Consider the following 26,835-nt stretch of genomic DNA (forward strand, 5'->3'; position numbering starts at 1 on the left):
CTCTCCGCCGGGCGCAACCCTGCCCCTCGTGGCGCCTCGGTTGATTCACGCGGGCCGTTGCGAAAAAGGTGACGCCGCGGCCTTAAGGGGATTTGACTTCATGACTTTGCCGATGAGCTGGAATGAATGGGCACAGCACGATGGCGTCGCGCTGGCGGGGCGCGTTCGCAAGGGCGAGCTGACGGCGAAGGAGCTGGCGCGCCAGGCCGCCGCGGGCGTTGCCAAGGTCAATCCAGCGCTGTCCGGCGTGGTCGAGCTGTTCGAGGACGTGATCGCCGATCCCGCCAAGGACGGCGCCAATCTCGCAGGTCCGTTCGCCGGCCTGCCCTTCCTGATGAAGGACCTCGGACCGACCATGAAGGGCCGGCTGCAGGAGATGGGATCGCTGCTGATGCGCGGCAATCGCGCGAGCGCCGATACGTTCCTCACCGGCAAATTCCGTCAGGCGGGGCTCAACCTGATCGGTCGCACCACGACGCCAGAATTCGGCGTGTGCTCGTCGGCCGACAATCCTGCCGTCTACGTCACGCGCAATCCCTGGAATACGGACTACACCACCTGCGGCTCATCGGCAGGCAGCGCGGCGATGGTGGCCGCGGGCGTGGTGCCGATCGCGCATGCGACCGACGGCGGCGGCTCGATCCGCATTCCCGCCGGCGTCAACGGCAATATCGGCCTGAAGGTCTCGCGCGGCGTGTTCTCGCTCGCGCCGCACATGTCGGACCTGACCGGCCTCGTCTCGATCCAGGGCTGCCAGTCGCGCTCGGTGCGCGACACTGCCGCCTTCGTCGATCATGCGCGCGGGCCTGCGCCCGGCGAGTTCATGCCGTTCTGGACCACGGCGCAGCCTTATTGCGAGATGATCAAGCGCGATCCCGGCAAGCTTCGCATCGCGCTGTCGCACACATGGGGCAATTACACCGCGACGCCCGAGCTCGCTGCCGAGCTGGAGAAGGCCGGACGCTTCCTCGAAGGCCTCGGCCATCACGTCGACTATGCGCTGCCGGAGATCGACCTCCCGGCCGCCTTCGAGGCGCAGACCACCTGCTACATCTCGAACTTCGCGGTGGTGATCTCCAACATGCTCGCTGCGCGCGGACTGAAAAAGCCGCCGGAGGATCTGATCGAGCCGATGAACATCCGCATCTGGGAAGCCGGGCGCCACACCAGCTTTGCCGAGCGGGCGAAGATGCAGGCCGTGTTCAACACGACCTCGCGCGGCTTCGGCAGCTTCTTCGAGCAATGGGACGTGATCCTGACGCCGATCACGGCGCTGCCGACGCCGAAGGTCGGCACCAGGGAATATCTCACCATCTCGGACAATCCTGATGTGCGCGACTGGTTCGAGAATCTCTGGCGCTTCTTCGCCTTCACGCCGCTCGCCAATCTCTGCGGCATGCCGGCGATCTCGATGCCGATGGCATCGCAAGACCACGGCCTGCCGCTCGGCATCCAGGCCATCGCCAAGCAGGCCAATGACGGCCTCCTGCTGCAGCTAGCCGCCCAGATCGAGCGCGCGCTCGACGGCAAGTGGAACGGCGGCAAGAAACCGAAGGTGCATGTAGGCTACTAGAGCGTGATGAGATCAGTTCGATCGCTACGGCGGAGGTGCACTCCCTCTCCCGCTTGCGGGAGAGGGCTGGGGAGAGGGTGTTTCCGCGATGGGACAATCCCATAGAGGAGAAAGCCCTCACCCGCGCCTTCGGCGCGACCTCTCCCGCAAGCGGGAGAGGTTGCAGCGAGCCCGTGGCATGGATCTCGCTTTAGCAAGTGTGCGATCGCATCGATACGCGATCGCAACAGCCTCAGTTCTTCACCGCCGGTATCTCCTCCGCCACCGGCTGCTTCTGACCCTGCTGATACATCGCGAGCGCCTTTTCGAGGGCTTCGCGCAGTGCCAGTGCTGCGGCGACACTGCAACGTAAGTGCGCGGTCTGGACCACGTCGACCCTGACGGCAGCGCCGACCGGCATCAACAGGTTTGCGGCAAGCTCGATCTGGATCGCGCCGTTGTGGTGACCGAAGCAGGATGCGCCGTCGAAATAGATGATCGGCGCCCGCTCGGCGCTGGAGGTGGAAATGGTGACGGGCCCCTGGGCGGTCGAGGGCGTTTCGGGGTCGGCCATGGGCGCTCCTTGCAGTTCATCGACGAACGAAGCGCCCACCATCGACGCTTCGGCGCGCCCTGTCGAGACCAAACCGTCCCATGCGGGGCTCATTCGGGATTTTGCGCGAGGCCCGACACTGGTCTAGAAGGTCCCCATGAGCACCACGCCGACCACGCTTGCCTTCGAGGAACTCGCCGAGGCCATCAAGGGCCGCCGCTCCGATTACGGCCATATCAGCGGGCTCCAGCTCGACCGGTTCGCACCTGGCGAGGCTTGGTCCAGCCTGCCCTATCGACCGGTCTTCGTCGGCGACACCGCGACCGGCGTGCTGCATGGCGGCGTCGTCACCGCGATGCTGGACGAGAGCTGCGGCATGGCGGTGCAACTTGCGCTCGACGGCACCCGCGCGATCGCGACCCTGGATCTGCGCATCGACTACCAGAAGCCGGCAACGCCCGGCCTCGACATCAAAGCGCATTCGGTCTGCTACCGCACCACGCGCTCGATCGCCTTCGTGCGCTCCACCGCCTATCAGGAGTCCGAGGACGATCCGGTAGCGACCGCGACCGCCTGCTTCATGATCGGCGCCAACCGCACCAACATGCTCGCCGACCGCCGGATGGATGCGCGCAGCATCCCGACGCTGGAGGCGCCGGAGGATCCGGACGGGCCCTTTGCGCGCAGCCCGTTCGCGCGCGCGCTCGGCATCCGCGTCAACGATGACGGCACGCTGACGATGCCGTTCTCGCCGCAGATCATCGGCAATCCGATCCTGCCGGCGATCCATGGCGGCATGACGGGCGCCTTCCTCGAGACCACCGCCATCATCGGCGTGGCGCGGGAGCTCGGCGCTAGCGCACCGCCCAAGCCGATCGGCCTCACCGTCAACTACTTGCGCTCCGGACGCGCGCTCGACACGTTTGCCGACGTCTCGATCGTGAAGCAGGGCCGACGTATCGTCGCCTTCGAGGCGCGGGCCTGGCAGGACGATGCGACGAGGCCGATCGCCACCGCTTTCGGTCACTTCATGCTGCGCCCGACGCCTGGAAGTGACGAGGAATAAGCCCATTTTGACTTGACGGCCGCAGCTCCGGCCCCAACGATAGCGCGCCTTTCGCCAGAGGAATTGGATTGCGGCATCCGCTCGACATCGTTGCCATGTTCGCCGCACTCTGGCTGCTGGCATCGATGGTGCTCGACACGCTGACGCCGAAGGAGCTGACCGCGATCATGATCGGCATCGCGATCGGCCCGGCCATCGTCATCACCGCCGTGTTCTATTACCTGCGGTGCCCGCGAACGGATTTTGCGGTGATGTTCGCAGCGCTGTGGCTGATCTCCGATATCGCCATCGCCCTCATCTCGCCGAAGCAGCTGCCGCATTTCCTGATCGCGCTCGGCTTTCTGCCGGCGCTGCTGATCGGCGTCGTGCTGCACTGGCAGACTTTCACCTCTCCCCGGCGGGGAGAGGTGAACCACCGCGCCGGCTGATATCACCGCGGCAAGAGATTCGTCTTCGCGAGGTCCAGCACCTCGTCGCCGCGGCCGTTCATCACCGCGCGGAGAACCCAGAGGCTGAAGCCCTTGATTTGCTCGGCCGTGATGGTCGGCGGCATCGACAGCTCCTGCTTGGCGGTGACGACGTCGAGCAGCGCCGGCCCATTGTGCGCCAGCATCTCTTTCATCGCGCCCGGAAGCTCGCCGGGATCCTCGACGCGCTTGGCAAAGATGCCCATCGCGCGCGCCATCGCGGCGAAATCCGGGTTCTCCAGGTCGACATTTGTGTCGACGAAGCCCGCCGCCTTCATCTCCAGCGCGACGAAGCCGAGCACGCCGTTGTTGAAGACGACCACCTTCACCGGCAGCTTCTCCTGCGTCAGCGTGATCAGGTCGCCCATCAGCATGGTGAAGCCGCCGTCGCCGGAGAGCGAGATGACCTGGCGTCCGGGCTGCGCCGCTTGCGCCCCGATCGCCTGCGGCATGGCATTGGCCATCGAGCCGTGAACGAAGGAGCCGATCAGCCGGCGGCGGCCGTTCATGTCGAGATAGCGCGCCGCCCACACCGTCGGGGTGCCGACATCGGCGGTGAAGACGGCATCGTCGGAGGCATGGTCGCTGATGACCTTGGCGAGATATTGCGGATGGATCGGCTTGGCTCCGGGCGTGCCCTTGGCTAGCGAATCGAGGCCCTCGCGGGCTCTCTTGTAATGCGCGACGGCGTCGTCGAGATGCTTGCGCTGCGTCTTGGCCGTGAGCAGCGGCAGCAGCGCCTCGATGGTGAGCTTGACGTCGCCGACGAGGCCGAGATCGATCCTGCAGCGCCGCCCCAGATTCTCCGGGCGGATATCGATCTGCGCGACCTTCGCATCATCAGGGAAGAACTGCTTGTAGGGGAAGTCGGTGCCGAGCATCACCAGCGCATCGCAGGCGTGCATCGCGGCGTAGCCCGAGGAGAAGCCGATGAAGCCGGTCATGCCGACGTCATAGGGGTTGTCGTATTCGACATGCTCCTTGCCGCCGAGCGCGTGCACGATCGGGCTCTTCAGCGCTTCAGCGAGTTGCATCAAAGGCGCATGCGCGCCGGCGCAGCCGCGGCCGCAGAACAGCGTGATGCGCTCGGCGCCGTTGAGGAGATCCGCGAGCGCCCGCAGCTCATCCGCTTGCGGCACGACCTTCGGCGGAGCCAGCGCAAGGCCGCGCGTCGTCGACAGCGCGCGCTTCGGAGGACTGCGGAAGGCGACATCGCCGGGCATGGCGACGACGGCGACGCCGCGCAAGCCGACCGCCGCGCGAATTGCATTCTCCAGCACGTAAGGCAGCTGGCTCGGGTCCGACACCAGCTCGCAATAATGGCTGCATTCGCGGAACAGGTTTTGCGGATGCGTCTCCTGGAAATAGCCGCCGCCGATCTCGGCGGTCGGGATCTGCGCCGCGATCGCCAGCACGGGAACGCGGCTGCGATGCGCATCGAACAGGCCGTTGATCAGATGCAGATTGCCGGGGCCGCAGGAGCCCGCGCAGACCGCGAGGCTCCCGGTCATCTCGGCTTCGCCGGCCGCCGCGAAGGCCGCGACCTCCTCGTGGCGGACATGGATCCATTCGATCGTGCCGCGGCGACGCAGCGCCTCGGTGAGCGCGTTCAGGCTGTCGCCGACGATGCCGTAGATGCGCTTGACCCCGGCCTGTTCGAGCGTTGCCACGAACAGATCGGCCACGTTGTTGATCGCCATGTCGGTCTCCTGATTCACCCAGTCGCATAACACGATGCGCGCATGTCGGCATCGCGCCACCATATGGCAGAATAGACCAAGTCAGGATTACGGCTAGTTTATTGTCGGCTCAATCTTTCTGAATTGCCCGATCGTAAGCGGCAATTGTCACCTCTGCGCGGGCTGCGACATCTGTTGCCGTCATGCCTGGCTTGTAGAGGCTGGAGCCGAGCCCGAAGGCGGTCACCCCGCCCTTGATGTACTCGGCAAAATTCTGATCGGAGACGCCGCCGACAGCGGCGATCATCACGCCTGCCGGCAGCACGGCACGGATCGCGGCGATGCCGGCAGCGCCGAGCACGCTCGCCGGAAAGAATTTCAGGCTCGACGCGCCCGCGCGCGCCGCCAGCAGCGCCTCGGTCGGCGAGAACACGCCGGGCATGGTCACCATGCGATGCTGATGCGCGCGCGCCAGCACTTCGGTGTCGACATTGGGCGAGACCATCAGCCTGCCGCCGACATCGTTGAGACGATCGACATCTGCCGTCGTCAGCACCGTGCCGGCGCCGATCAACACGCCTGATGGCGCGAGCTTCACGGCAAGCGCGATCGAGCGGAACGGATCGGGTGAATTCAGGGGGATCTCGATCGCGGTCATGCCGGCCTCGACCAAGACGCCGACGATCGCTTCGGTCTCCTCAGGCTTGATGCCGCGCAGGATCGCGACCAGCGGCCGCTGCATCGGCGGAAAGGGAACGCTCATCTCTCGCAGTCCTTCTACTTCGTCCAGATCGCGGCTGCCGCCATCGACAGGCCGCGGCGGACGGCTTCATCCGCATCGACCGGATTTGCGGTTACCGAGAGCGCCTCGAATGCCAGCCGATACAGCACCGCAAGCCGCCCCGCGGCAATCAGCTGGACGCCCGCTTGCGGCACCGTGCCGGAGAGGCCCGCCGCCAGCTCGACGCCGACCAACGTGCCCGACAGCGTCTCGCGCGCCGCGGCCGGCGGGCCGCCGAACAGAAGCTGGCGCGACCGCGCGGTGAACAGCAGGTTGGCGGCGAAGGCCGGGGCGGCGAATGCGGCCTTCACGGCCGCCTTGAAGCTCGCGATGTCTTCGGCGTCATCAGCACCGGCGACTGCGAGCGACAGGATCGTCTCGCGCGAGACAGCGCTGAACAGCTCGCCGGTCATGAAGGTGGAAAAGCGCTCGACCGTGCCGTCCTTCACCCGAACCCATTTCGAATGCGTGCCGGGCATGCAGACCAGCGCCTCGCCCGCGGCATCGAGGCCGAGCGCGCCGAGCAACTGCGTCTCCTCGCCGCGCATGACGTCCGGCGCCTTGGCATCGCGCTGGGCGATACCCGGCAGGATGCGGATGTCGCACGCTTCGCCAGGGACACGCACGGCCTGTTGCAGGACGGCGGAGAGCCGTGCCGGCGTGTCGACATAGCCGGCCTCGACCCAGCCGGTCTTGGCACCGGCCATGCCGCAGACCAGAACCGGCAGATGCGCGGGCGCTTCGACCGCGGCCAGATGCGCTTGCAGCACCGCGGGAAAGCCGGTCTTCGCCGCCGCCAGCATGCCTTCGCCGCTGCGGCGCTCGGCCAGCACCTGACCGGCGCGATCGACCAGCCAGAGCCGGAAGCTGCTGGTGCCCCAGTCCACCGCGACATAGGCGGGTTCGGTCATTTCAAGTCTCGTCCTCGTCTCATGGCCAAGACGCCGTCTCGCGACATATGAGACGATGTCCGGCAGGCTCCCGTCGAGATACCGGCTATTGCGCAGGCAAACCAGCCCTTTCTCTTGAATTTGAGGCTTCGCCGCGGTGGCACACCGCTTGCTGACACTTCGTCACTCAACTCCGTCAACGCGCGACAAGACGCGTCAACATCAGATGAGGAAACCCATGGAGATCGGCTATTTCACGATGCCTTCGCATCCGCCGGAGTGCGGCCTCAAGGAAGGGAACGACTGGGATCTGCAGGTCATGCGCTGGCTCGACGAGCTCGGCTATCAGGAGGCCTGGGTCGGCGAGCACCACACCGCGCCCTGGGAACCCAATCCCACGCCGGACCTCCTGATCGCGCAGGCCTTGATGCAGACCAAGAAGCTGCGCATCGGTCCGGGCGGCTTCCTGCTGCCCTATCATCACCCGGCCGAGCTCGCCAACCGCGTCGCCATGCTCGATCATCTCTCCGAGGGCCGGCTCAATTTCGGCGTGGCGGCGAGCGGGCTGCCGAGCGACTGGGCGATGTTCAACGTCGACGGCATGAGCGGGCAGAACCGCGACATGACGCGCGAGGCGCTGGAGATCATCCTTAAGCTGTGGACCGAGCCGGCGCCCTTCACCCACAAGGGGAAGTACTGGACGGTGACCAAGCCGGACACGATGTTCGACTTCCTCAAGCCCCATATCAAGCCGCTGCAGGCGCCGCATCCGCCGATCGGCGTTGCGGGCCTTTCCAAGAACTCGGACACGCTCAAGCTCGCCGGCGAGCGCGGCTTCATCCCGATGAGCCTCAACCTCAACCCGGCCTATGTCTCGAGCCATTGGGACTCGGTCGAGATCGGGGCCGCCAAGACCGGCCGCAAGCCGAACCGCCAGGACTGGCGCCTAGTGCGCGAGGTATTCGTCGCCGACACCGACGAAGAGGCCTGGAAACTCTCGACCGGCGACATGATGGGCCGAATGATGAGCGAGTACTTCCTGCCGTTGCTCGGGCATTTCGGCTTCAAGGACTATCTGAAGCACGCGCCCGATGTGCCAGACAGCGACGTCACGGTCGAATATTGCGCGAAGCGGAACTGGATCGTCGGCTCGCCCGCGACCGTCGCCGAGAAGATCGAGAAGATCTACGACGAGGTCGGCGGCTTCGGCGTGCTGCTCGTGTTCGGCTTCGACTACAAGCATAAGGCCGAGGCCTGGCACCACTCGCTCTCGCTGCTGAAGAACGAGGTGATGCCGCGCCTTGGGCATCTCGGCTCCGCGAAGAAGGCGGCTTGACGCAAGCATGATCCGGAAAAGTGCATAGCGGTTTTCCGAAGAGATCATGCTAGACTCTTGGCGCCGGGTGCGGCGCGATCGTGCCGCACCCGCTTCTATTCTGGGAGATTTCCGCGTGACGGTGGACGCGAAGGACTTCAAGCAGGCGATGCGCCAATGTGCCGGTGCGGTAGCGCTGGTCACGGTGGGCGCCGAGCACGGCAGGCGCACGGGGCTGACGGTGACCTCGGCCTGCTCGTTGTCGGACAAGCCGCCCTCGCTGATCGTCTGCGTCAACCGCAACGCCAGCGCCCATGCCCGCATCCGGGAGGAAGGTGCTTTCGCCATCAACTTCTTGCATGAGGATCACGCGCTGCTCGCCCTCACCTTCAGCGGCCAGAAGGGCGTCGACGGCGACGATCGCTTCGCCTTCGGGCAATGGACGCGTGGCGTGACCGGCGCACCGGTGCTGGCGGACGCGGTGGCCGCGTTCGACTGCGTGCTGGCGCAGGAGTTCGAGACGACGACGCATTCGATCTTCGTCGGCGAGGTCCGCAGCGCCTCGCATTCCGCTGCCGTCACGCCGCTGGTGTACTTGCGCAGCAATTTCCACACGCCACGAGAACTCCGCGAGAACGTGACGATCGGCGATCTCGACGCACGACATCTGAGCTGGACGGATTTTTCGTAGGACGAGTGCTCGCTTTCTTCTCCCCTTGTGGGAGAAGGTGGCGCGAAGCGCCGGATGAGGGGTATCTCTCTGCAAACTCACCAGAGTCATCCGCGGAGAGAGACCCCTCACCCGTCTCGCCGCGGCGCGGCGAGCCACCCTCTCCCACAAGGGGAGAGGGGGAGCTACTGCGTCGTCTCGATCTTCAGCTGCTTGATCTTGCGATAGAGCGTCGCGCGGCTGAGCTTCAGTGTACGTGCGGCTTCCGTCACGCGGCCATCATGCTTACGTAGCGCCGCGACAATCGTCGCACGCTCGGCTGCTTCGAGATCAGGTTCCGTCCGTCCGCCAAACGGCGGCAGATCGAGATCGGCATCGGTGATGACGCCATCTTCCGCCGTGCAGCCGGCGAGCCGCAGCACGTGGCGGAGCTGGCGCATGTTGCCGGGAAACGGGTAGGCCGCGAGCTGCGACCATGCCTCCTCCGAGAGCCGGCAGCTCGGCGCCTCCTCGCGCGCGATCTGGCGGATGATGTCGTCGCGGTCGGCGCGCTCGCGCAAGGCGGGCAGGCGCACTTCGATGCCGCGCAGGCGAAAATAGAGGTCGGCGCGGAAGGCCCCCGCTTCCGCCATGCGGCCGAGATCGCGATGCGTGGCGCTGATCAGGCGAATATCGACGGTGACGGGCTTGAGCGCGCCGAGCGGCCAGACCTCGCGGTTTTCCAGAACGCGCAACAGGCGCGTCTGCAAGCCGATCGGCATGTCGCCGATCTCGTCGAGGAACAGCGTACCGCCGTCGGCCTGCACGATCAGGCCCTTCGAACCCTCGCGCCGCGCGCCGGTGAAGGCGCCCGCCTCGTAGCCGAACAGCTCGGCGTCGATCAGGCTTTCCGGCATCGCCGCGCAATTGAGCGCGACATAATTGTTGCGCGCGCGGTTGCTCGCACCGTGAATAGCCCGCGCGAACACGTCCTTGCCGACGCCGGTCTCGCCATGCAGCAGCACCGGCAGATTGTGGTCGCCGATGCTCCGCAGCCGTTTGACGCTTCGGATCAGGCCGGGGTCGCGGCCGGCGAGCCGGTGCAACGCATCAAAGCGATCGACTTGCGCATCGCGGCGCGGCGCATGCGATCTCGCATGCAGGGGCGGAGCAACATGCCCCTGCCCCAACGGACGGCCGTCGCCATGGCGCAGCTCGACGATCTCGCCGCTGCCACGCGCAGCGTGATGGTCGAACTTGAGGTAGCGCGACAGGTCGATGCCGGAGGCGATCATGCCGTCGGTGAGGCCGAGCAGCGCACGCGCCGAGCGGCAGGCGCCGACGATGCGGCGGTCGTCATCATAGGCGACGAGGCCGCTGCCGCCGTCACCGGGCACGGTGGCGATCCAGGCATTGCGGAAATGCCCGCGGAAGATCGCACCCTCCATCCGCCGCGTCGCCTCCATCGTCACCGCAAGTGCAAGCTGATGCGCGGCGCGCTCCAGATCCTCACGGCAGGAGGTGATGTTGACGGCACCGGCGAGCCGGCCGACCGGATCGAACAGCGGCGCCACCGCGCAGGAGAACATGTGCCATTGCGCCCGAAAATGCTCGTCGCGATGCACCAGGATCGGCTTCTGCTCGGCCAGCGCGGTGCCGAGCCCATTGGTGCCCTCGCAAGCCTCGGCGAAGTTCGAGCCGGTGTAGATCTTCCAATCCAGAAACATCCTTGCATCGGCTTCGCCCGGCAGACGGCTGAACAGCATGGTCGCGTTGACATCGGCGAGATTGACGCAGTAGCCGGCGTCGTGCAGCACACGGGCGAGATCGTCGAGCTCGGGCGTGACGAGCCGGATCGTCTCCTCCATCGGCTCGGCGACATGGCGGATTTCGGCTTCGGTGAGCGTCTGCGGTGGGCCCTGGCGGGCGGGATCGAGCTTGTGGTTGACGAGGCAGCGCCGCCAGGAACTCGCAATCCGCGAGGAGGCATCGACGTCGGCCACATGATTGGCGACGGACAAGACACGGGCGACATGGTTCGAGGCCGAGAGGCTGGCCATCGCGGACGTCTCCACCCTGTATTATTGTGCAAAGTCTGGCAGCAAAGGCGGGGATGTCAATCGGGAACCGGGAAAGCAGCTATTGCTGCACCGCCCTCACCACGTGTCGATGCACGGCCGCTTCTTCGCCGTCCTCGGCTCGGGCTTCGGCACCGTGCGCAGACCGGCCATGATCCAGCGCCGCGTCTCGGCCGGGTCGATGACGTTGTCGATCTCGAACACGGAGGCGATCGAGACCGCCTTGCCGTTGGCATAGAGCTCGGCGACCTTGTTGCGGTAATAGGTCTCGCGCTCCTCGGGATCGGCGATCGCCTCCATCTCCTTGCGGAAGCCGAGGCGGACGTAGCCCTCCAGGCCCATGCCGCCGAACTCCCCGGTCGGCCAGGCCGCGGTGAAGAACGAGGCGTGGAAGCCGCCGCCGATCATCGATTGTGCGCCGAGACCATAGCCCTTGCGCAGCACGATGCCGAACAGCGGCACGGTGAGGCTGGCGCCGGTCACGAACATGCGTGAGACGTGGCGCACGATCGCGGTCTTCTCCGCCTCGGGGCCGACCATGAAGCCGGGCGTGTCGCACAGCGAGACAACAGGCAGATCGAAGGCGTCGCAGAGCTGGAGGAAACGCGCAGCCTTGTCGCCGGCATCGGCATCGATTGCGCCGCCGAGATGGCGCGGATTGTTGGCAATCAGGCCGAACGGCTTGCCTTCGATTCGGATCAGTGCGGTGATCATGCCGACGCCGTAGTCGCGGCGCAGCTCCAGCACGGAATCCTTGTCGGCGACGAGGTCGATCACGCTGCGGATGTCATAGACGCGCAGGCGGTTCTCGGGGATGGCGCGGCGGAGCAGGCGCTGGTCAGCAGCCTCCCAATCCGCCACCGCACCCTGGAAATAGGACAGATATTTTTGCGCGACGCGGGTCGCTTCCTCCTCGTCCTCGACCAGGATGTCGATGACGCCGTTCGGCGACTGGAATGATACAGGGCCGACCTCAGCCGGATGATAGACGCCGAGGCCGCCGCCCTCGATCATGGCAGGACCGCCCATGCCGATCGAAGCGTTCTTGGTGGCGATGATGACATCGCAGCAACCGAGCATCGCGGCGTTGCCGGCGAAGCAATAGCCGGAAACAACGCCGACGACAGGCACGAGGCCCGAGAGCCGCGCGAACTGCACGAAGGACGGCCCGTCGAGGCCGGTCATGCCGAGCCGGTCGGTGTCGCCGGGCCGGCCGCCGCCGCCTTCGGCATAGAACACCAGCGGCACGCGCCAGTCTTCCGCCAGCGTCAGCATGCGATCGATCTTCTTGTGGTTCATGTGGCCCTGCGTGCCCGCGAGCACGGTGTAGTCGTAGGCCACGACGATGCAGCGCGCGCCTTCTGGCCCGAACTTCTCGGCATTGACAGTGGCGACGCCCATGACGAGGCCGTCCGCCGGCGTGTTCTTGATGAGATCGTCGAGCTTGCGCCGGCGGCGCTGCGCCGCGATCGCAAGGCTGCCGTACTCCATGAACGAGCCGTCGTCGACGAGCTGGGCGACGTTCTCGCGAGCGGTGCGCTGGTTGGTGTTGCGGCGGCGCTCGACCGCAGCGGGGCGGTTCTCGTCGAGCGTGTTGGCCTGGCGGGCGATCAGCTCGGCAAGATCGGGACGGATATGGTCGAGATCGATGTCGGCTTCCGCCACCGCGCTGTCGGCGGCGACGTCGAGCGGCTCGAGATAGAGGATCGGCTCGCCATGCATCAGCGTGACGCCGTCACCTGCGACGAGTTTTGTCACCCGCCCGCCCTGCTCGGCCATGACGAGGTGCTCCATCTTCATGGACTCGATCACGGCGAGTTGCTGGCCGGGGCGGACGATCTCGCCTTTCTTCACCTGGATGGTGACGATGGTTCCCTGCAAGGGGGCCGCGACCATCACCGTGCCTTCGGGTACGGCTGGCGCGACGTGCACCTCCGCGCTGTGACCGGCGCCGCGCTCTGCCGCGGCGAAGTAAAGCGGCTTGGCGGCCCCATCCGATGCTTCCACGAGCCTGGCAATGTTGCGGTCGATGAAATCAGTCGCGATGCGGTTGGTCCTGAAATCGGGATGCGCGAGCACCGACTGGAGGAAGGCAATGTTGGTGACGACGCCATCTATCCGGAACTCGCGTAGCGCACGCAAGGCTTTCGCGACGACGTCATGCCAGGCCTCGCTCGGCGTGTGCACGATCACCTTGGCAAGCAGCGAGTCGAAGGCCGCGCTGGTCTTGTAGCCGGCATAGCCGAAACTATCGACGCGCACGCCGGGGCCCGACGGCGGCTCGAACACGGCGAGGACGCCACCGGTCGGATGCGTGGCGCCGGTCTCGTCCAGCGTCTCCATGTTGACGCGAAGCTGCATGGCATGGCCGCGCGGCTTCGGGATCGATGCCTGCGCGAGACCAAGCGAGCTCAATGTGCTGCCTGCGGCGACCGCGAGCTGGGCGCGGACGAGATCGACGCCGAGCACCTCTTCGGTCACGGTGTGTTCGACCTGGAGCCGCGGGTTGGCCTCGATGAAGGCGAAGCTGTCCTCGGCGGTTCCGTCGACCAGAAACTCGAACGTGCCGAGATTGTCGTAAGACGCGGCGCCCGCCAGCTGCTTTGCCGCTTCGATGATGCGGCCGCGCAGGGCATCGCTCAATGACGGGCTCGGCGCCACCTCGATCAGCTTCTGGTGCCGGCGCTGGATGGTGCATTCGCGTTCCCAGAGATGGGAGATCGCACCATGGCGGTCACCGATGATCTGGACCTCGATGTGGCGCGCCTGCCGGATCAGCCGTTCGGCATAGACGCCCTCGAAGCCGAACGCCGCCTTGGCCTCGGACTGGCAGCGCGCATAGGCTTCCGCAAGATCGGACGCGTTCTCCACCACGCGCATGCCGCGGCCGCCACCGCCCGCCATAGCCTTGATCACGATCGCAGCATTGCTGCCGAGCGAGGTAAAGAATGCCGTGATCTCCTCGAGGCTCGACGGCCCGCTGGTGCCGGCAATGATCGGCACGCCGCAGCGTTTGGCCAGCTGACGTGCCGCAACCTTGTCGCCGAACAGCTCGAGCGCAGCCGGTTTCGGCCCAACGAAGGTGATTCCGGCGTCGGCGCAGGCTTTCGCGAATGCCGCGTTCTCGCTGAGGAAGCCATAGCCGGGATGCACGGCATCGCAAGCTGCGCTCTTGGCCGCCATCACCACGGCCTCGATGTCGAGATAGGCCCGTGCGCCGCGGCCGGGGATCTCGATCGCCTCGTCCGCAACGCGCCCGTGCAGCGACAGCGCATCGTCGGCGGGATGGATCGCGACCGTCGCAATGCCGGCATCGGCCGCCGCGCGTGCGATGCGGATGGCGATCTCGCCGCGATTGGCGATCAGGAGCTTCTTGAACGACATCGTCTCTCTCACTGGACGGCAGGAGGATTTGGAATGAGGTCCTGCTTCCTGACCTTGCCCGTTGCCGTCAACGGCAGCGCATCGATAACGCGGACTTCCGGAACCTTGTAGACGGCCATGCGCTCGGCGCACCAGGCGCGCAGTTCCTGTTCTGAGACCGTGCCGATCGCTTCCGGCTTGAGCTGGATATAAGCGACCGGCACCTGGCCCTTGTCCGGATCATCACGGCCGACCACGCCCGAGCCCAGCACCTTCGGATGCTGCCCCAGCAACGCCTCGATCTCCGGCGGAAACACGCTCATGCCCTTGACCTTCAGCATCTCCTTGCGCCGGCCGAGGAAGTGCAGAAAGCCGTCCTTGTCGATGGTGCCGATATCGCCGGTGCGCAACCAGCCGTCGACGAGCGATTCCGCCGTCGCCTCGGGCTTGTTCCAGTAGCTCTTGAGCAGCGACGGCGTACGCACGCGGATCTCGCCTTCGGCTCCCAGCGGCAGCAGCGCACCGGTCTCGAAATCGGTGATCTTGAACTCGGCGCCGGGGACCGGCAGGCCGACGAAGATCGGCTGGCTGTTGAGGTCGAAATCCCCGTCCTGAAAGCCAGCGGTGAAAGTATTGGAGGTGTGGGTCTCGGTCATGCCCCAGGCCGCCTCCATCAGGATCGTGCCGGTGAGGTCCTTCCAGCGCCTGCGATAGCCGGCGTTGAGCTTCTTGACGAAGGAGACCACGCGCACCTGTTGCAGCGACGACAGGTCGGACTCGCTCCAGCGCGGATGGTCCATCATCTCGACCGCGCTGTCGACCGGCATCGCCGTCATCGTGACCTTGTACTTGTCGATCGCCGCCATCGCGCCGACAGCGTCCCAGCGCGCGAGCAGAACCAGCGTGCCGCCCGAGAACAGCGGGAAGATCAGACCGGAATTCTCGCCCGCAATCCAGAACTCCGGAAAGAACGACAGGAACACGCTGCTCTCATCCGAGGGAAACGAGATGCCGTAATTGGCGGCGGCCGTGTAAACCATATCGCGATGGGTATGCACGCAGCCCTTGGGCATGCCGGTGGTGCCGCCGGTGTAATTGAGCGCAGCGACATCATCGAGGTGGGGCGGCGGCAGCGGGGTCGGTGCGGGCAGTGCCGCGAGCGCCGGCAGGAGATCAGTTGCGCCGGAGACCGCAACGCGAGGCGTGCGGATCGAGTCCGGCGCGGGAAACGCAGGCGCCGCCGGCACGACATCGGCGAAGCTGGTGACGATGATCTCGCGCAGGCGCACCTCGCCGCGGACCTGATCAACGATAGGAATGAGCTGGTCGAGCGCGACGATCACCTCGGCCTCGGTGTCGTTGAGCTGGTAGGACAATTCGAACGCGCGCGACAGCGGGCTGATGGGAACGTGGATCGCGCCGAGCTTCAGGATGCCGAAGAACACGACGTGGAATTGCGGGCAGTTCGGCAGGAAGACGGCGACGCGATCGCCCTTGCGCACGCCCTTTGCCTGCAACAGCGCCGCAAAGCGATCGCTCTTCTGATCGAGATCGGCATAGGTGGTCACATGCCCGTAGAAGATCACCGCGGGCCGCTCCGGACTCCGCTTTGCCCAGGTGCGCAGATATTCCGTCAGGGGAACTTCGCCGTGCAGATAGTTCGGCGAGCGCGGCAGGCCCTTCGGCCAGGCCTTGTCCCACAGGCCGCGCAAGGTGGCGAGGTAGTCATTCTCGTCGAGGCCCTTGTTCATGACGTCCTTCCCGTGTTGCTTTTCTTTTCGCGAGGGACGCAAGGCAGCATCGCTCGACCTCGTTACACGTCGAGCACCGCAGAGTTCATGTCAAGGAAAACAGTTTTCCGCAGCACGGCCGATGCCGCGGCGCGGAAAAACCGGGGCTACGCCGCGACGAGACGAATGATCCGTCGCACGGCAGATGGGATCGGGGCGATGATTGGCGCCGCGAACATCGGCTGAAGCTCGCGCGCCGCTTCACCCAGCGGCCCGCCGCCGATGATGACCGCTTCCGCTCTGTCTCGCACAATGCAGGCCTCAACCGCGCCGGCGAGCGCTGCGCGCAGCTGCGCCGGATCGCGCATCAGCTGTTGCGGATCACCATCGGCGAAGCGCGTGCCGGTGTAGCTCGCGCGCAAGCCCAGCGAATCAGGCAATGCATCGATCTTCGCTTTCAGCAACGGCGTCGTGGTCGCCACGCCGAACCGGCGACCGTTCCCGGCGGCTTCCAGCATCGCGGATTCGCCGATGCCGACGGCGGGCAGCTTCATCGCCGCCTTGATCCCGGCGAGGCCAGGATCACCGAAAGCCGACACGATGACGCCGTCGCACTCGCCGTCACGGAGACGCGCGATCTCCTCGACCTCCAGCGCAGCCGCCTCCAGCGCGTCCGCCGAGACGATCATCGCGGGCGCACGCGTTGCCGTGGCGCCGACGATGTCGAAACCATCGGCGGCAGCGGACCTTGCGATCGCCACCATCATCGTGGTGGTCGCCTCGTTGCTGTTCGGATTGATCAGGAGGATGCGCGCGCGTCGATCGGAGTTTTGGCCCATCCTCCCGCTATACTAAGCCGCCCGCACGCCCGCAACGAAGGCGCTGACCTCGTCCTGCAGCGATTGCAGCTTGTGCGTCAGCCGGCCGCTCGATTGCAGTACGAGGCCGGCGGCCTGTCCGGTCTCGGCCGTCGCGTCGGTGACGCCGGAGATGTTGTGCGAGACCTGGTCGGTGCCGGAGGCCGCCTCCTGCACGCTGTGCGCGATCGCCTTCGTCGCGGCGCCCTGCTCCTCGACCGCGGCGGCGATCGACGAGGAGATCTCGTTGACCTCCATGATGGTGGCGCGGATGCTCTCGATGTTGCCGACGACCTGATTGGTCTCGGCCTGGATCGCGGTGATCTGCGCGCCGATCTCGTCGGTCGCCTTCGCGGTCTGACTCGCCAGCGACTTCACTTCGCTCGCGACCACCGCAAAGCCCTTGCCGGCCTCGCCCGCGCGCGCCGCCTCGATGGTGGCGTTGAGCGCGAGCAGATTGGTCTGCGAGGCGATCTGGTTGATGAGGTCGATGACCTCGCCGATCTTGTGCGCGGCGGCGGCAAGGCCCTGCACGGTGTCGTTGGTGCGCTGGCCGTCGGCGGCGGCCTTGTCGGCGACCGTCGCGGCCTGTGCCACGCGCTGACTGATCTCGGCGATCGAGGCCGATAATTCGCCGGCGGCGGAGGCCACCGTCTGCACGTTGCTCGAGGCCTGTTGACACGCGGTGGCGACGAAGCTCGCACGGTCGCTCGCCTTGTTCGCGGTTTCCGACATGCCCTGCGCCGCCTGCTGCATCGCGCGGGCCTCGTCGAAGACGTCGCGAACGACGGCCTGGACGCTCGCCTCGAACTTGCCGGCGAGATCGGTCATGGTCTTGCGCTTCTCCTCGTCGGCCGTCTGCTTCAGCTCCTGCTGCTCGGCATGCATCCGGCTCACCGCCGATGCATTGTCCTTGAACACGGCGAGCGCCTTGGCGAGGCCGCCGACCTCGTCGCGGCGGTCGGTGTAGGGCACGTCGAAGGCGCTGTCGCCGGCGGCAAGGCGCTCGGTCAGCGCGGTGATCCGGGCCAGCGGCCGGGTGACGCTGCGGCCGATCAGGAAGGAGGCGCCGAGCACCACGACCAGCACAGCGAGACAAATATAGGCGAAGGTCATCGCGTTCTGGCGGAAGGCGGCATCGACGTCGTCCAGATAGATGCCGGTGCCGATGATCCAGCCCCAGGGCGCAAAGCCCTTCACATAGGAGATTTTCCCGACCGGCTGGTCGAAGCCGGGCTTCGGCCAGAGGTAGCCGTAGAAGCCCGCACCCTGCTTGTTGACGACGTCAATGAAGCCCATGAACAGCGCATTGCCGGCGGGATCCTTCATCCCGGAGAGATCCTTGCCGTCAAGCTCGGGCCTGATCGGATGCATGACCATCTTGGGGGTCATGTCGTTGATCCAGAAATACTCGACCTTGTCGTAGCGCAGACTCTTGATCTCGGCCATCGCGCCGGCCTGCGCCTGCTCGCGCGAGAGCTTTCCTTCGCTCTCGAGCTTCTGGTAGTGCGCCAGGATGCCGTAGCCAACATCGACCATCTGCTGCGTCTTGGCCTGACGGTCGGCAACCATCTGCGTGCGCAGGGTCGAGAGGGCGACCGGCGCCAACGCGATCATGCCGAGGAGGCTGATGCCGACAATCAGGACCAGCTTGAAACTGATGCGGGAGAAAATCATCGGTGCTCACAGAAATTGGAAGGGCTGATATGCCAGATTATCCCGCGTCTCTTAGCAAAGCTTTAAGCATTCGGGTTCCCGACACTCCGAAATTTTGCGGGTTACCGGCACGCTCGTATGGCCACGAGACAAGCAAGACCGACCTCACCCGAGATACGAATTCTTCCAATCTAGAACACCTCGACATCGCCTCTCCGCGCGTTGACTTGGAGAGCTCTCTGGCAGAACGATCGGCGCAGATCATCCGCGCCAGCGCTGGCGTGAGCGCAGCCGGAGGCCAGAAGCACAATGCATCGATCGACATACACCAGGCCCGTCGACCTTCCTGCGCTGAGCGCAGCGGAGCGTCTCTTCATCTGGGGATTTCGGGCGAAGGCGCGTAGCGGAAGCGCCGTCCCGACGGCGGCCGATATCCAGCAGGTGTACGACCATTTTCGCGTCGGCGATGCCGTGCTGTCGCTGGATTCCATCATCGAGATCTTTGCCTGCACCGCGCATACCGCGATCGAAGTGCACTGCCCCACCTGTCCGCGCATGTCCGACAGCGAGCGCGGAATCTTGCGCGCGATTGCCGCGGCCCAGCAGGACCGCGTCGATGTCGCGCGCGAGCAGTTCGAGCGCTGGCTGCCGCCGATCGGCGCCGATTGGGCGCTCGCGCCGGTCCTGGGGCTTGCGACGATCTTCCGCATGGCCGGCCTCGTCCTGCCCGACCGGCACGTGCAGCCTATCGAGCATGACGGGATGTTGGCGATGAAGAGCTGGTTCGTGGGCAGCGCGACGTTGCATTGACGAGATCGTTCACGATGCGGGCCAGTTGCGATTCCGAGCCGACGTCGGACGCTGGTGAGCCGCTGCTCTGTCCACTCCAGGCCGCGCTTGCGACCCGGCCGGACATCGACAGCTATGATGATTTTTCCCGCCTCGCGCTGGCGCTGCTCCGCTTCATCGGAGCGGCCTATGCGACCGGCGCATCGGATTGCTGCGAAGCGGCCTATCGCTTTGCCGAGGAAGCGCCCGGCATTGCCGACAGCCCGCTGCTGGTCGCGCGCGCGGCCGCGCTCGTCAGGATCCTGCGCAGGGAGCGGCCCTGCGAGCTGTGCTTCATGCCGCCGTCCTGCAGGCGGCTTTCCAAGGACGAGGCGGAATTGATGCGACTGCTGGCGGTCGCGCGCCGCAAGCCGCCGGGCGAGCTCGAATCCACCGTTGGCCAGCTCGTTGGCTCCGGCAAGGAGGATGCTGCGACACGCGCGGTCAACGCGCTCGCGCTGTGCTGACACCTATCCGCCATTCCTGCCGAGCACGAGATCGATCGTGTGCGCGGCGATCTTGCGCAATTGGGGCTCGTCCCCGAAGGCACGCTCGAGCACGGCGAGGCCGCGCGTCACGGTGACGATGTGCAGCGCCGCAGCCGCGGGATTGCCGTCGAACTCGCCCCGCGCCGCGCCAGCGGCCAATGTGTCCTGAAGCAGTGCGGTGATGCGCGAGATCAGGTTCGCAAAAGCCTGGCGCGCGTTGTCGTCGAGCCCCTCGCCTTCGGCGCCGCCGAGCTCCATCAGCCCGCGCGTCGTCGGACAGCCGCGCGGCGGCGTGCCCGAGCGGAAATTGGTGATGGTCAGATCGAAGAACGCGGTGAGGCGCTTGCGCAAGGAACCTGCCCCGAGCGCCTTTTGCAGCTTGGCGAGATAATCCCCCGCGTAGCGTTCATAGGCCTGGAGGAATAGCGTCTCCTTGCTGCCGAAGGCATTGTAGAGACTCCCGCGCTGGACCGCCGCATCGCGCGCAATGTCGGACAGCGAGGTGCCGCGCACGCCCTTGCGCCAGAACTGGTCGAACGCGATGCGCAGAACCTCGTCATGATCGAACTCGCGCGGTCTCAAGCTTGGCTCCGCAAAGTATTTGACATGCCGTCAAGAATATGCTTTCTCGACATCGTGTCAAAAACCGATCGAGATTGATAGTCCGTTTTTCTCAATTGGCCGAGCCGGCGGCGTTCACATCGCCGTGTCGGCCGGAGCCGCATGCAAAGGGCCGCGTGATGCCTCTCCTCCACATTTCGATGCGCGCCGGTAAGCCGCAAAGCTACCGGCAGGCGATTCTGGACGGACTTTACCGCGCGATGCGCGAGGCCCTGAACGTGCCCGAAGGCGATGCGTTCATGGCCATCACCGAGCATGAGCCGGCTAACTTCCGCTGCGGCAATGCCTACGGCGTCGAGCGCAGCGAAGACGCCCTGCTGATCCAGATCACCGTGTTCGCCTCGCGCACGGCCGAGCAGAAGAAAGCGCTGTATCGCCGGATCGCCGACCTGCTCGGCGAGAACCCGGGGATCAGGCCCGAGGACGTGTTCGTCAACGTGCTCGACGCGCCCAAGGAGAACTGGTCCGTCGGTCACGGCATCGCGCAGTTCGCGTGAGGTGCACGGCGACGGAATGCCGGTCGAAGACTGAGATTCAGCTTCCCGCATGCGCACCGTGGTGACGGTGATACGCGCTCGGGGTAGGCCAGGTCCAGCCTTTCAGGGCCGTTCGATCCGGCTCGAAGATTTCGATCTTGAGCGGATGGCATGCCGCGGCATCGCTGGAATGGGTTGCGCTGCAGTCTCCACCCGGACAGGCCGACAGCGCGCCGAGCAGGTCGATCTCCGCGAAGAGCTCGATGAAGTCGCCGGGGCGGACCGGACTTGCCTTCATGAAATATTGGTGCGTGTCCCTGGTGAAGCCGGTGCACATGAAGACGTTGAGCACGTCGTGGACATGATGCTCCACTGCGGCCGGATCCGCCTTCAATTCGGTGGCGAGGGCGCGGGACAGGTTGGAGTGACAGCAAAAATCGTAAGCCGTGCCGTTCAGCAGGAGATTTGTGTAGGGATCGCAGCGCGTGCCGATCACATCGTGAATGCCGGCACCGTCCGCGTCGAAGCCGTACCAGCCAAGCGTATCGTGGCTGATGGTCGCCATCGGCCGAAGATAGGGCATATTACTCCAGAGCCGGTCACCGATGCCGACATGCGTGCCATGGAGCGCCCGCGTCTTGCCGCTGAAGAAGCGCTCGTAGAGATCGTCTGCATTCCAGAGATTGAGGTCACCGACCTGAGGGCCTTCGATGCTCACGATGCGGAAGAACTGGCCGCGCGCCACGCGAAAGGCACGGGCATCGCGTGGCGGCACGATAAGCTCGTGCGTCTTGACCGCGGCACGGCGGACTGCTTCGAGCGCGGCCATGTCCGGCCCGGGCATCGTCCCGGCCGGATAGACGATGGCCGGCTTGGCAGCGCGGCGCGAGGCAGCATCAGCGGGGGCGGGTGGCATATTTGGCGGCATAGTTCGGCCTCGGATCGACTCGGCAAGAGGAGAGGTGGTGGCTAATGGCGGAAGCGGTTGACCCTACCCCCTCACCTCAGCCGCCGGCAACGCACGCCTCCATGACTTCATCGAGCTCCGCCTTCGAGAGCATGCCAAGCTCGGCAATGAAGACGATGCGCGTCCGCGCCGCGCCCGGTGTCGGCGCATCGCCAGGCGCCAGGGTCGCGCGGCCGGCGGCGAACTGAAACACCATCGTGCGGCCGGGCTGCTCGATGGTTTCGAACAGGCCCTTGGCGCGCGCCAGCTTCGGCGCAAGGCGGCTGATGGCCTGCTGCAGGCGCGGCAGCGAGACCGGCTTATCCGAGGTCCAGCTCAGTGCCTCGAAGCGCTCCTCCGCCGGCCGTTTCGGTCCCACCTCGCGCGGCGCCGGAGCGCGGTCGGCACCGGCGGGAAACAGCAGCGCGGGCGGAATCTCGCCGTGCTGTGCCTCGACCACCACCGCGGGCACGCGCTGGGCGCGGATGGCGTCACGCATCCGCACCCCCGCGCCCGCGCCCACCAGATCCAGCTTGCTCAATGCCACGATATCGGCGACGCGCAGCTGCGACCGCATCAGCGCGTCGTCCAGAGCCGAAGGCGGTGTCCCTGCGTCCATCACGCAAAGCACCGTCTCCAGCTGCGCCTCGCGCAGGATCACGGGGTCCATTAGGTTGCGCACGATGTCGGCGGGATCGGCAACGCCACTGGTCTCGATGACGATACAATCGGGCTTGGGATCACGCCGCAGCAGCGTCCAAAGCGTGCGGAGCAGATCGCCCTCGAGCGAGCAGCAGATGCAGCCATTGGCAAGGCTGACCACGCCGTCGCTCGCACCCGCGATCAGCTCCGCATCGATGTTGATGGCGCCGAAATCGTTGACGACGGCAGCGATCCGCCGCCCCTCCGCATGCGCCAGCAGATGGTTGACGACCGTGGTCTTGCCGGCCCCCAAGAAGCCCGTCACCAGGAGAATGGGGACCGCCATGGATCAGCCCTCGACGATTGGGCGGCGCACGGGCCTGCCCGGCCGCGCGGTCACATCGAGCATGCCGTCGCTGATCAGCACCTGACCGCTGACGACCAGATGCCGTACACCCTCAGAGGGCCGGTTCATCGCCGTGAAAGTCGCTCGGTCCGAAAGCTTCTCGTAGTCGAACACGACGATATCGGCATCCGCGTCCTTCGCCAGCCGGCCCTTGCTCCGCATCGCCGGCGTGCTCTGCGAGAGGATCTCCGCCGGGATCAGCGCGCACTTGCGCACGCCTTCCAGCAACGACACGGCTTTGCGCTCGCGCACCCATTCACGGATGAACTTCGTGAAGCAGCCGGCCGAGCGCGGATGCGAGGTCGCATCATCCGGCAGCGGCCAGGCATCACCGGTGTAGGTTGAGCCGTCCGACAGCGTCCACGGCATCGCGTCGGAGGCGATCGCGCCGCCGGGATACAGCACCGACATATCGAGCAGGTCGCGGTGGTGCGCATTGTTCTCGGTGTCGAGAATGTGCCAGAGCACCAGCGAGGACGGCTCCTCCGCCTGCGCCTTCAAGAGCTCCTCGCGGTCGTGGAAGCGGTAGCCGTCGGTGACGCGCTGCACGGAATCGTAACCGGTGCCGTTGCGCTCGACGAACTGGGGATCACTGAAGAAGGCCGCGGCCAGCACGGTCGAGCCGGTGCCGTAAGGATAAGCCTCGACCGTGATCGGCAGGCCCTGTCCTTGCGCCTTCTCGATCAGCACGCGGCAACGCTCGACGTCGGTCTTGCTCGACGAGTTGAAATGGCAGATGTGCATGTGCGCGCCGGTGGCGCCGGCATAGCCGATCAGGCGGATATAGGCTTCCACTGCGCTCTCGGGATCGATGCGCGACATGAAGGCGACATGGGTGAAGGTGGGGACGTCCTGCTTCGCGGCCAGCTGGCACACTGCGGTCAGCTCCTGCACGCCGGCGCCGGGCGCATAGGCGTTGAGGATGCCGATGCCGATACCGCCTTCGTTGAGGCCGCGGGCCAGACGCTCGAGAATGCCCGACACCTCCGCATCGGTTGCGACGTTGTCCATCCAGCGACGGTCGCGCATGGCGTTGCCGAATGCTTCCAGCGAGCTCTCCGCGTTGGAGCCCGTCATCGCGCCGATGCGGGCAAAGGCCCAGTTAGTGGCCGCGCCATAATTCAGCACGCGGCCCTTTCGCGCCTGGCGCTCATACCAGGACCCGACCGGCAGCACGCCGGCCTCGAGATCGAGGGTGGTCGTGACGCCGTCGAACGCCTGCATGCGATCGGCCGGGATCGACTGGCCATGGGCATGCAGATCGATGAAGCCGGGCGCCACCACGAGGCCGGTAGCGTCGATCACCCGCTCGGCGCCGCCGAGGCCCGTGCCGACGGCGGCGATCTTGCCGTCCACGACCGCCACATCCCCAACGGCGTCCATCCCGCTCGCGGGATCCACCACCCGGCCGCCAGAGACCACCAAACCGCTCATCTCGTCACTCCGAAAAGCAAATTGACAGAATTTCCGAAGGCCCGGCAGCAGCTTCGGAGGCGCATCGGCGCGCATAGTGCATATTCTCGTGAGAACGACCACCACCACTGATGCCGATGCAGCATGCTTGCAAGTGAGGCCGGTGAACGCAGGAAGTGTATCGGACCGGAGCCCAACAATGCCGCTGCGTCAATCCGCCGATCCAATCGGCATACGCTCGCGTTCTCGCGGCGTGATCCGCCCGAGCTATGCTCCGCTTCACACACCCCCTCAAGGAAAGGGCGCAGGGAAGACCGGGCGCCAGCTGGCACCCATAAGACCCCTGCGCTGAACGAATGCACACGCAGTGCACAGGGAGACACAGGGCAGCCGAAACCAGGCCTTCCCTGCGCGATGGTTTGACGGCCTATGCCGCGCTCTCCCGGGAGCCGAGTTCCTTCTGGCCTCCCTCGCCTCCGCGAAAGTCACGCCTCTCGCGCCGGTTGACGCGATGACGTCTTCGCCAAGGCTTGACCGTAGCAACGACGGCCAGGACCACACGGTTTCGCCGTACGCAGGGGCGCCGTTCGTCTTCGCGGGTCCCGCATGCTCACGAGGTTCGTCTCGCCCTGCACGCGCAAGCTCCGCCTTTAACGCCGCCCGCGTCCACCGCAACTTCCAGCCCGCGCTCGAAACCGACGTACGACCGCCCCTTGGTGGGCTGGAATGGCCGACACATACGACAAATCCGAATTTCGGTAAAGTGGAATATTTTTGGCGGGAGGGGTTGACAGCGGATCGGGGTGTTCTGCCGTCGACGCCGGGGCAGTTGCTTCTGGACACGGCGAGGGTTCATTGCCTCGAAGGACGATCCGCTTATACTGTCCGGGCCGATTGCAGACATTGCGGCGTCGGTCCGTTGGCAAGGTGTCCAATGCGCGTGAAATTCGGAGACATCCTCCAGGCTTTCCTGCCGAACGAACTGGACGACGTTCGCTATATTTTCAGCAAACGCGGCGCCTATCAGAAGTTCAAGGGCCTGCTCTCCCGACGGGGAGCGATCGATGCTTGGCATGACTACCGCAACAAGGCGAGGGAGCGGGCATTGCGCGATTGGTGCGAGATTCAGGCAATCGAGATCGTCGACTGACCCGCCATTCACTTGAAGGCGACGACATGCGCGAGGCGGCTCCGCCGCGATCTCGCCCCCATTGTCATTCAGAGAGCAGATGGGGCGGCTGTCGGGGGCAAAGTTCCCATGGGTTCCCAGTGATAGGTCGACGTCTTCTCCAAACAAATCATTCCATGTCGCGCCGCGCTCTCATCGGCGGTCTCCTGTCGACGGGTAGCGCGCTGGCGCTTGGCGGATGCGCTGGCCTCGGTGCGACCGGCGCGCGCTTCGACGCCTCCTCGCTCTCCGTCGATCCGACGTTGCTTGTCGTCACCACACGCAAGCCCGTGAACGGCGGCCGCGCAAAACCCTGGTTCGGGCCGGAGCGTGCGACGAGCATGACGGTCGCGCGGGCGAAGCTGACGGCGCCGGACGAGAGCCGGCTTTCCCTCGCCTCGGTCGGACTCGAGAACTGGCGTCTCGACCGGATCGAGCCGGTCCCGGCCGACGCCGGCGATCTCGCTGCGCAGGCCGGCGGCGGGGACGTGCTGATCTATGTGCACGGTTTCAAGCAGACATTCGAGACGGCGGTGCTGGATGCAGCCCACCTTTCCGATGGGATCAAGTTCCGCGGCCGGACCATGGCGTTCTCCTGGCCTTCCAAGGCAGGACTGTTCGACTACGCCTATGACCGCGACAGCGCGATGTGGTCGCGCGACAATTTCGAGCGCGTGCTCTCTGCGCTGGTGTCGGCGCCGGGGGCGGGGCGCGTGCACATCGTCGCCCACAGCATGGGAACCATGCTGACCCTCGAAAGCCTGCGCCAGCTCCATGGGAGATACGGCGACACGGTGACGAGCAAGATTGGCACGGTGGTGTTTGCCGCGCCCGACATCGACATGGACGTGTTCTCGTCGGCGATCCAGCGCATCGGCCCTCTCGCCGGCAAGATCACGGTGATCGCCTCGACCAACGATCGTGCACTGGCGCTGTCGGGGCAGCTCGCCGGCGGCATGACCCGCGTCGGCGCGGCCGAGAAGGCCGCCATCGCAGGGCTCGGTGTGCGCGTGGTCGATGCCTCCCAGGAAGGCTGGGGCATCATCAACCACGATTTGTTCCTGTCGAATACGGAAGTGCAGCGGGTGATCCGCCGCTCGATCGACGGCACGACGGCGTAGGAGAGCGCCGAGCCACGCGAAAAGCCTGCTCCTGCCCACACCCGTTGCGGCTCCGAGGGGAATTGCATTGCAGCTTGCGGATGGAAGACC

The 26,835-nt window shown here is 65.8% G+C and carries 23 protein-coding genes; 10 read left to right on the forward strand and 13 right to left on the reverse strand.

The features are described 5' to 3' along the window. Positions 1-100: 100 nt before the first annotated feature. Positions 101-1,573 (forward strand): amidase, encoded by a 1,473-nt coding sequence (locus I6F33_RS23240; RefSeq protein WP_225144245.1) that lies wholly within the window; start codon positions 101-103, stop codon positions 1,571-1,573. A gap of 232 nt (positions 1,574-1,805) precedes the next feature. On the opposite strand, the gene I6F33_RS23245 is transcribed toward I6F33_RS23240, so the two are convergent. Further along, positions 1,806-2,126 (reverse strand): hypothetical protein, encoded by a 321-nt coding sequence (locus I6F33_RS23245; protein ID WP_036009675.1) that lies wholly within the window; start codon positions 2,124-2,126, stop codon positions 1,806-1,808. 136 nt (positions 2,127-2,262) lie between these two features. On the opposite strand from I6F33_RS23245, the gene I6F33_RS23250 reads away from it, so the two are divergent. Both I6F33_RS23250 and I6F33_RS23255 read left to right on the forward strand, forming a co-directional pair. Further along, complete coding sequence (locus I6F33_RS23250) at positions 2,263-3,171, forward strand: PaaI family thioesterase (protein ID WP_225126717.1); 909 nt, start codon at positions 2,263-2,265, stop codon at positions 3,169-3,171. A 68-nt stretch (positions 3,172-3,239) separates the two neighbouring features. Further along, a complete protein-coding gene (locus tag I6F33_RS23255; RefSeq protein ID WP_036036192.1) occupies positions 3,240-3,599 on the forward strand; it encodes a hypothetical protein in 360 nt (119 codons plus the stop codon). A 2-nt stretch (positions 3,600-3,601) separates the two neighbouring features. Here the strand turns inward: I6F33_RS23255 and poxB are convergent, their stop codons facing one another. The 3 genes from poxB to I6F33_RS23270 form a co-directional block, all read right to left on the reverse strand. Next, positions 3,602-5,338 carry a ubiquinone-dependent pyruvate dehydrogenase gene (gene poxB / locus I6F33_RS23260; RefSeq protein WP_225144246.1) on the reverse strand — a complete coding sequence of 579 codons (1,737 nt, stop codon included), beginning with the start codon at positions 5,336-5,338 and terminating at the stop codon, positions 3,602-3,604. Between the two features lie 109 nt (positions 5,339-5,447). Then, positions 5,448-6,080, reverse strand: a complete 633-nt coding sequence (locus tag I6F33_RS23265) for a 2-dehydro-3-deoxy-6-phosphogalactonate aldolase (protein WP_225134832.1) — start codon at positions 6,078-6,080, stop codon at positions 5,448-5,450. Positions 6,081-6,094: 14 nt separating this feature from the next. Further along, entirely contained in the window at positions 6,095-7,009 is a 915-nt protein-coding gene (locus I6F33_RS23270) for a 2-dehydro-3-deoxygalactonokinase (protein WP_225144247.1), read from the reverse strand. A gap of 217 nt (positions 7,010-7,226) precedes the next feature. Here I6F33_RS23270 and I6F33_RS23275 point away from each other — a divergent pair, with 217 nt between their 5' ends. Both I6F33_RS23275 and I6F33_RS23280 read left to right on the forward strand, forming a co-directional pair. Next, positions 7,227-8,324: an LLM class flavin-dependent oxidoreductase gene (locus I6F33_RS23275; protein ID WP_036028702.1), complete on the forward strand. Its 1,098-nt coding sequence runs from the start codon at positions 7,227-7,229 to the stop codon at positions 8,322-8,324. A 115-nt stretch (positions 8,325-8,439) separates the two neighbouring features. Then, positions 8,440-8,994 carry a flavin reductase family protein gene (locus tag I6F33_RS23280; RefSeq protein ID WP_036009648.1) on the forward strand — a complete coding sequence of 185 codons (555 nt, stop codon included), beginning with the start codon at positions 8,440-8,442 and terminating at the stop codon, positions 8,992-8,994. Positions 8,995-9,158: 164 nt separating this feature from the next. Here I6F33_RS23280 and I6F33_RS23285 read toward each other — a convergent pair whose 3' ends face one another. The 5 genes from I6F33_RS23285 to I6F33_RS23305 form a co-directional block, all read right to left on the reverse strand. Beyond that, a complete protein-coding gene (locus tag I6F33_RS23285; RefSeq protein WP_225144248.1) occupies positions 9,159-11,012 on the reverse strand; it encodes a sigma-54-dependent Fis family transcriptional regulator in 1,854 nt (617 codons plus the stop codon). A gap of 96 nt (positions 11,013-11,108) precedes the next feature. Further along, positions 11,109-14,414: a carboxyl transferase domain-containing protein gene (locus I6F33_RS23290; RefSeq protein ID WP_225144249.1), complete on the reverse strand. Its 3,306-nt coding sequence runs from the start codon at positions 14,412-14,414 to the stop codon at positions 11,109-11,111. An 8-nt stretch (positions 14,415-14,422) separates the two neighbouring features. After that, complete coding sequence (locus I6F33_RS23295) at positions 14,423-16,144, reverse strand: AMP-binding protein (protein ID WP_225144250.1); 1,722 nt, start codon at positions 16,142-16,144, stop codon at positions 14,423-14,425. A 146-nt stretch (positions 16,145-16,290) separates the two neighbouring features. Continuing rightward, entirely contained in the window at positions 16,291-16,962 is a 672-nt protein-coding gene (locus I6F33_RS23300; protein ID WP_225144251.1) for an aspartate/glutamate racemase family protein, read from the reverse strand. A gap of 12 nt (positions 16,963-16,974) precedes the next feature. Beyond that, positions 16,975-18,657, reverse strand: a complete 1,683-nt coding sequence (locus I6F33_RS23305; protein WP_225144252.1) for a methyl-accepting chemotaxis protein — start codon at positions 18,655-18,657, stop codon at positions 16,975-16,977. Between the two features lie 288 nt (positions 18,658-18,945). On the opposite strand from I6F33_RS23305, the gene I6F33_RS23310 reads away from it, so the two are divergent. Continuing rightward, positions 18,946-19,446: a hypothetical protein gene (locus I6F33_RS23310; protein WP_225144253.1), complete on the forward strand. Its 501-nt coding sequence runs from the start codon at positions 18,946-18,948 to the stop codon at positions 19,444-19,446. 14 nt (positions 19,447-19,460) lie between these two features. Further along, a complete protein-coding gene (locus I6F33_RS23315; RefSeq protein ID WP_225144254.1) occupies positions 19,461-19,931 on the forward strand; it encodes a hypothetical protein in 471 nt (156 codons plus the stop codon). Between the two features lie 3 nt (positions 19,932-19,934). Here I6F33_RS23315 and I6F33_RS23320 read toward each other — a convergent pair whose 3' ends face one another. Beyond that, a complete protein-coding gene (locus I6F33_RS23320; RefSeq protein ID WP_225144255.1) occupies positions 19,935-20,534 on the reverse strand; it encodes a TetR/AcrR family transcriptional regulator in 600 nt (199 codons plus the stop codon). Between the two features lie 158 nt (positions 20,535-20,692). Between I6F33_RS23320 and I6F33_RS23325 the strand changes: the two genes are divergently transcribed. Further along, the gene (locus I6F33_RS23325; protein ID WP_109145972.1) at positions 20,693-21,070 is read left to right on the forward strand and encodes a tautomerase family protein; all 378 of its coding nucleotides are present in this window, start codon (positions 20,693-20,695) and stop codon (positions 21,068-21,070) included. Positions 21,071-21,107: 37 nt separating this feature from the next. Here I6F33_RS23325 and I6F33_RS23330 read toward each other — a convergent pair whose 3' ends face one another. The 3 genes from I6F33_RS23330 to I6F33_RS23340 all read right to left on the reverse strand — a co-directional run bounded on the left by I6F33_RS23330 (position 21,108) and on the right by I6F33_RS23340 (position 24,552). Beyond that, positions 21,108-21,977 carry a DUF1989 domain-containing protein gene (locus I6F33_RS23330; RefSeq protein WP_225144256.1) on the reverse strand — a complete coding sequence of 290 codons (870 nt, stop codon included), beginning with the start codon at positions 21,975-21,977 and terminating at the stop codon, positions 21,108-21,110. A 76-nt stretch (positions 21,978-22,053) separates the two neighbouring features. Next, positions 22,054-22,983 carry a GTP-binding protein gene (locus I6F33_RS23335; protein ID WP_225144257.1) on the reverse strand — a complete coding sequence of 310 codons (930 nt, stop codon included), beginning with the start codon at positions 22,981-22,983 and terminating at the stop codon, positions 22,054-22,056. A gap of 3 nt (positions 22,984-22,986) precedes the next feature. After that, on the reverse strand, positions 22,987-24,552 hold the full coding sequence (locus I6F33_RS23340; protein WP_276573694.1) for an amidohydrolase family protein: 1,566 nt from the start codon (positions 24,550-24,552) through the stop codon (positions 22,987-22,989). An 838-nt stretch (positions 24,553-25,390) separates the two neighbouring features. Here I6F33_RS23340 and I6F33_RS23345 point away from each other — a divergent pair. Then, positions 25,391-25,606: a hypothetical protein gene (locus tag I6F33_RS23345; RefSeq protein WP_225144258.1), complete on the forward strand. Its 216-nt coding sequence runs from the start codon at positions 25,391-25,393 to the stop codon at positions 25,604-25,606. Positions 25,607-25,761: 155 nt separating this feature from the next. Then, on the forward strand, positions 25,762-26,745 hold the full coding sequence (locus I6F33_RS23350) for an alpha/beta hydrolase (protein ID WP_225144259.1): 984 nt from the start codon (positions 25,762-25,764) through the stop codon (positions 26,743-26,745). The last annotated feature ends 90 nt before the right edge of the window (positions 26,746-26,835 follow it).

The organism is Bradyrhizobium sp. BRP20, from assembly GCF_020194215.1.
Lineage (GTDB): Bacteria > Pseudomonadota > Alphaproteobacteria > Rhizobiales > Xanthobacteraceae > Bradyrhizobium > Bradyrhizobium yuanmingense.

Bases quoted from the DNA above. Each gene is read 5' to 3' on its own strand.
- I6F33_RS23240 (WP_225144245.1), top strand. From the start codon at position 101: ATGACTTTGCCGATGAGCTGGAATGAATGGGCACAGCACGATGGCGTC.
- I6F33_RS23245 (WP_036009675.1), bottom strand. From the start codon at position 2,126: ATGGCCGACCCCGAAACGCCCTCGACCGCCCAGGGGCCCGTCACCATT.
- I6F33_RS23250 (WP_225126717.1), top strand. From the start codon at position 2,263: ATGAGCACCACGCCGACCACGCTTGCCTTCGAGGAACTCGCCGAGGCC.
- poxB (WP_225144246.1), bottom strand. From the start codon at position 5,338: ATGGCGATCAACAACGTGGCCGATCTGTTCGTGGCAACGCTCGAACAG.
- I6F33_RS23265 (WP_225134832.1), bottom strand. From the start codon at position 6,080: ATGAGCGTTCCCTTTCCGCCGATGCAGCGGCCGCTGGTCGCGATCCTG.
- I6F33_RS23270 (WP_225144247.1), bottom strand. From the start codon at position 7,009: ATGACCGAACCCGCCTATGTCGCGGTGGACTGGGGCACCAGCAGCTTC.
- I6F33_RS23275 (WP_036028702.1), top strand. From the start codon at position 7,227: ATGGAGATCGGCTATTTCACGATGCCTTCGCATCCGCCGGAGTGCGGC.
- I6F33_RS23285 (WP_225144248.1), bottom strand. From the start codon at position 11,012: ATGGCCAGCCTCTCGGCCTCGAACCATGTCGCCCGTGTCTTGTCCGTC.
- I6F33_RS23290 (WP_225144249.1), bottom strand. From the start codon at position 14,414: ATGTCGTTCAAGAAGCTCCTGATCGCCAATCGCGGCGAGATCGCCATC.
- I6F33_RS23295 (WP_225144250.1), bottom strand. From the start codon at position 16,144: ATGAACAAGGGCCTCGACGAGAATGACTACCTCGCCACCTTGCGCGGC.
- I6F33_RS23300 (WP_225144251.1), bottom strand. From the start codon at position 16,962: ATGGGCCAAAACTCCGATCGACGCGCGCGCATCCTCCTGATCAATCCG.
- I6F33_RS23305 (WP_225144252.1), bottom strand. From the start codon at position 18,657: ATGATTTTCTCCCGCATCAGTTTCAAGCTGGTCCTGATTGTCGGCATC.
- I6F33_RS23310 (WP_225144253.1), top strand. From the start codon at position 18,946: ATGCATCGATCGACATACACCAGGCCCGTCGACCTTCCTGCGCTGAGC.
- I6F33_RS23315 (WP_225144254.1), top strand. From the start codon at position 19,461: ATGCGGGCCAGTTGCGATTCCGAGCCGACGTCGGACGCTGGTGAGCCG.
- I6F33_RS23325 (WP_109145972.1), top strand. From the start codon at position 20,693: ATGCCTCTCCTCCACATTTCGATGCGCGCCGGTAAGCCGCAAAGCTAC.
- I6F33_RS23330 (WP_225144256.1), bottom strand. From the start codon at position 21,977: ATGCCGCCAAATATGCCACCCGCCCCCGCTGATGCTGCCTCGCGCCGC.
- I6F33_RS23335 (WP_225144257.1), bottom strand. From the start codon at position 22,983: ATGGCGGTCCCCATTCTCCTGGTGACGGGCTTCTTGGGGGCCGGCAAG.
- I6F33_RS23340 (WP_276573694.1), bottom strand. From the start codon at position 24,552: ATGCGCGCCGATGCGCCTCCGAAGCTGCTGCCGGGCCTTCGGAAATTC.
- I6F33_RS23345 (WP_225144258.1), top strand. From the start codon at position 25,391: ATGCGCGTGAAATTCGGAGACATCCTCCAGGCTTTCCTGCCGAACGAA.
- I6F33_RS23350 (WP_225144259.1), top strand. From the start codon at position 25,762: ATGTCGCGCCGCGCTCTCATCGGCGGTCTCCTGTCGACGGGTAGCGCG.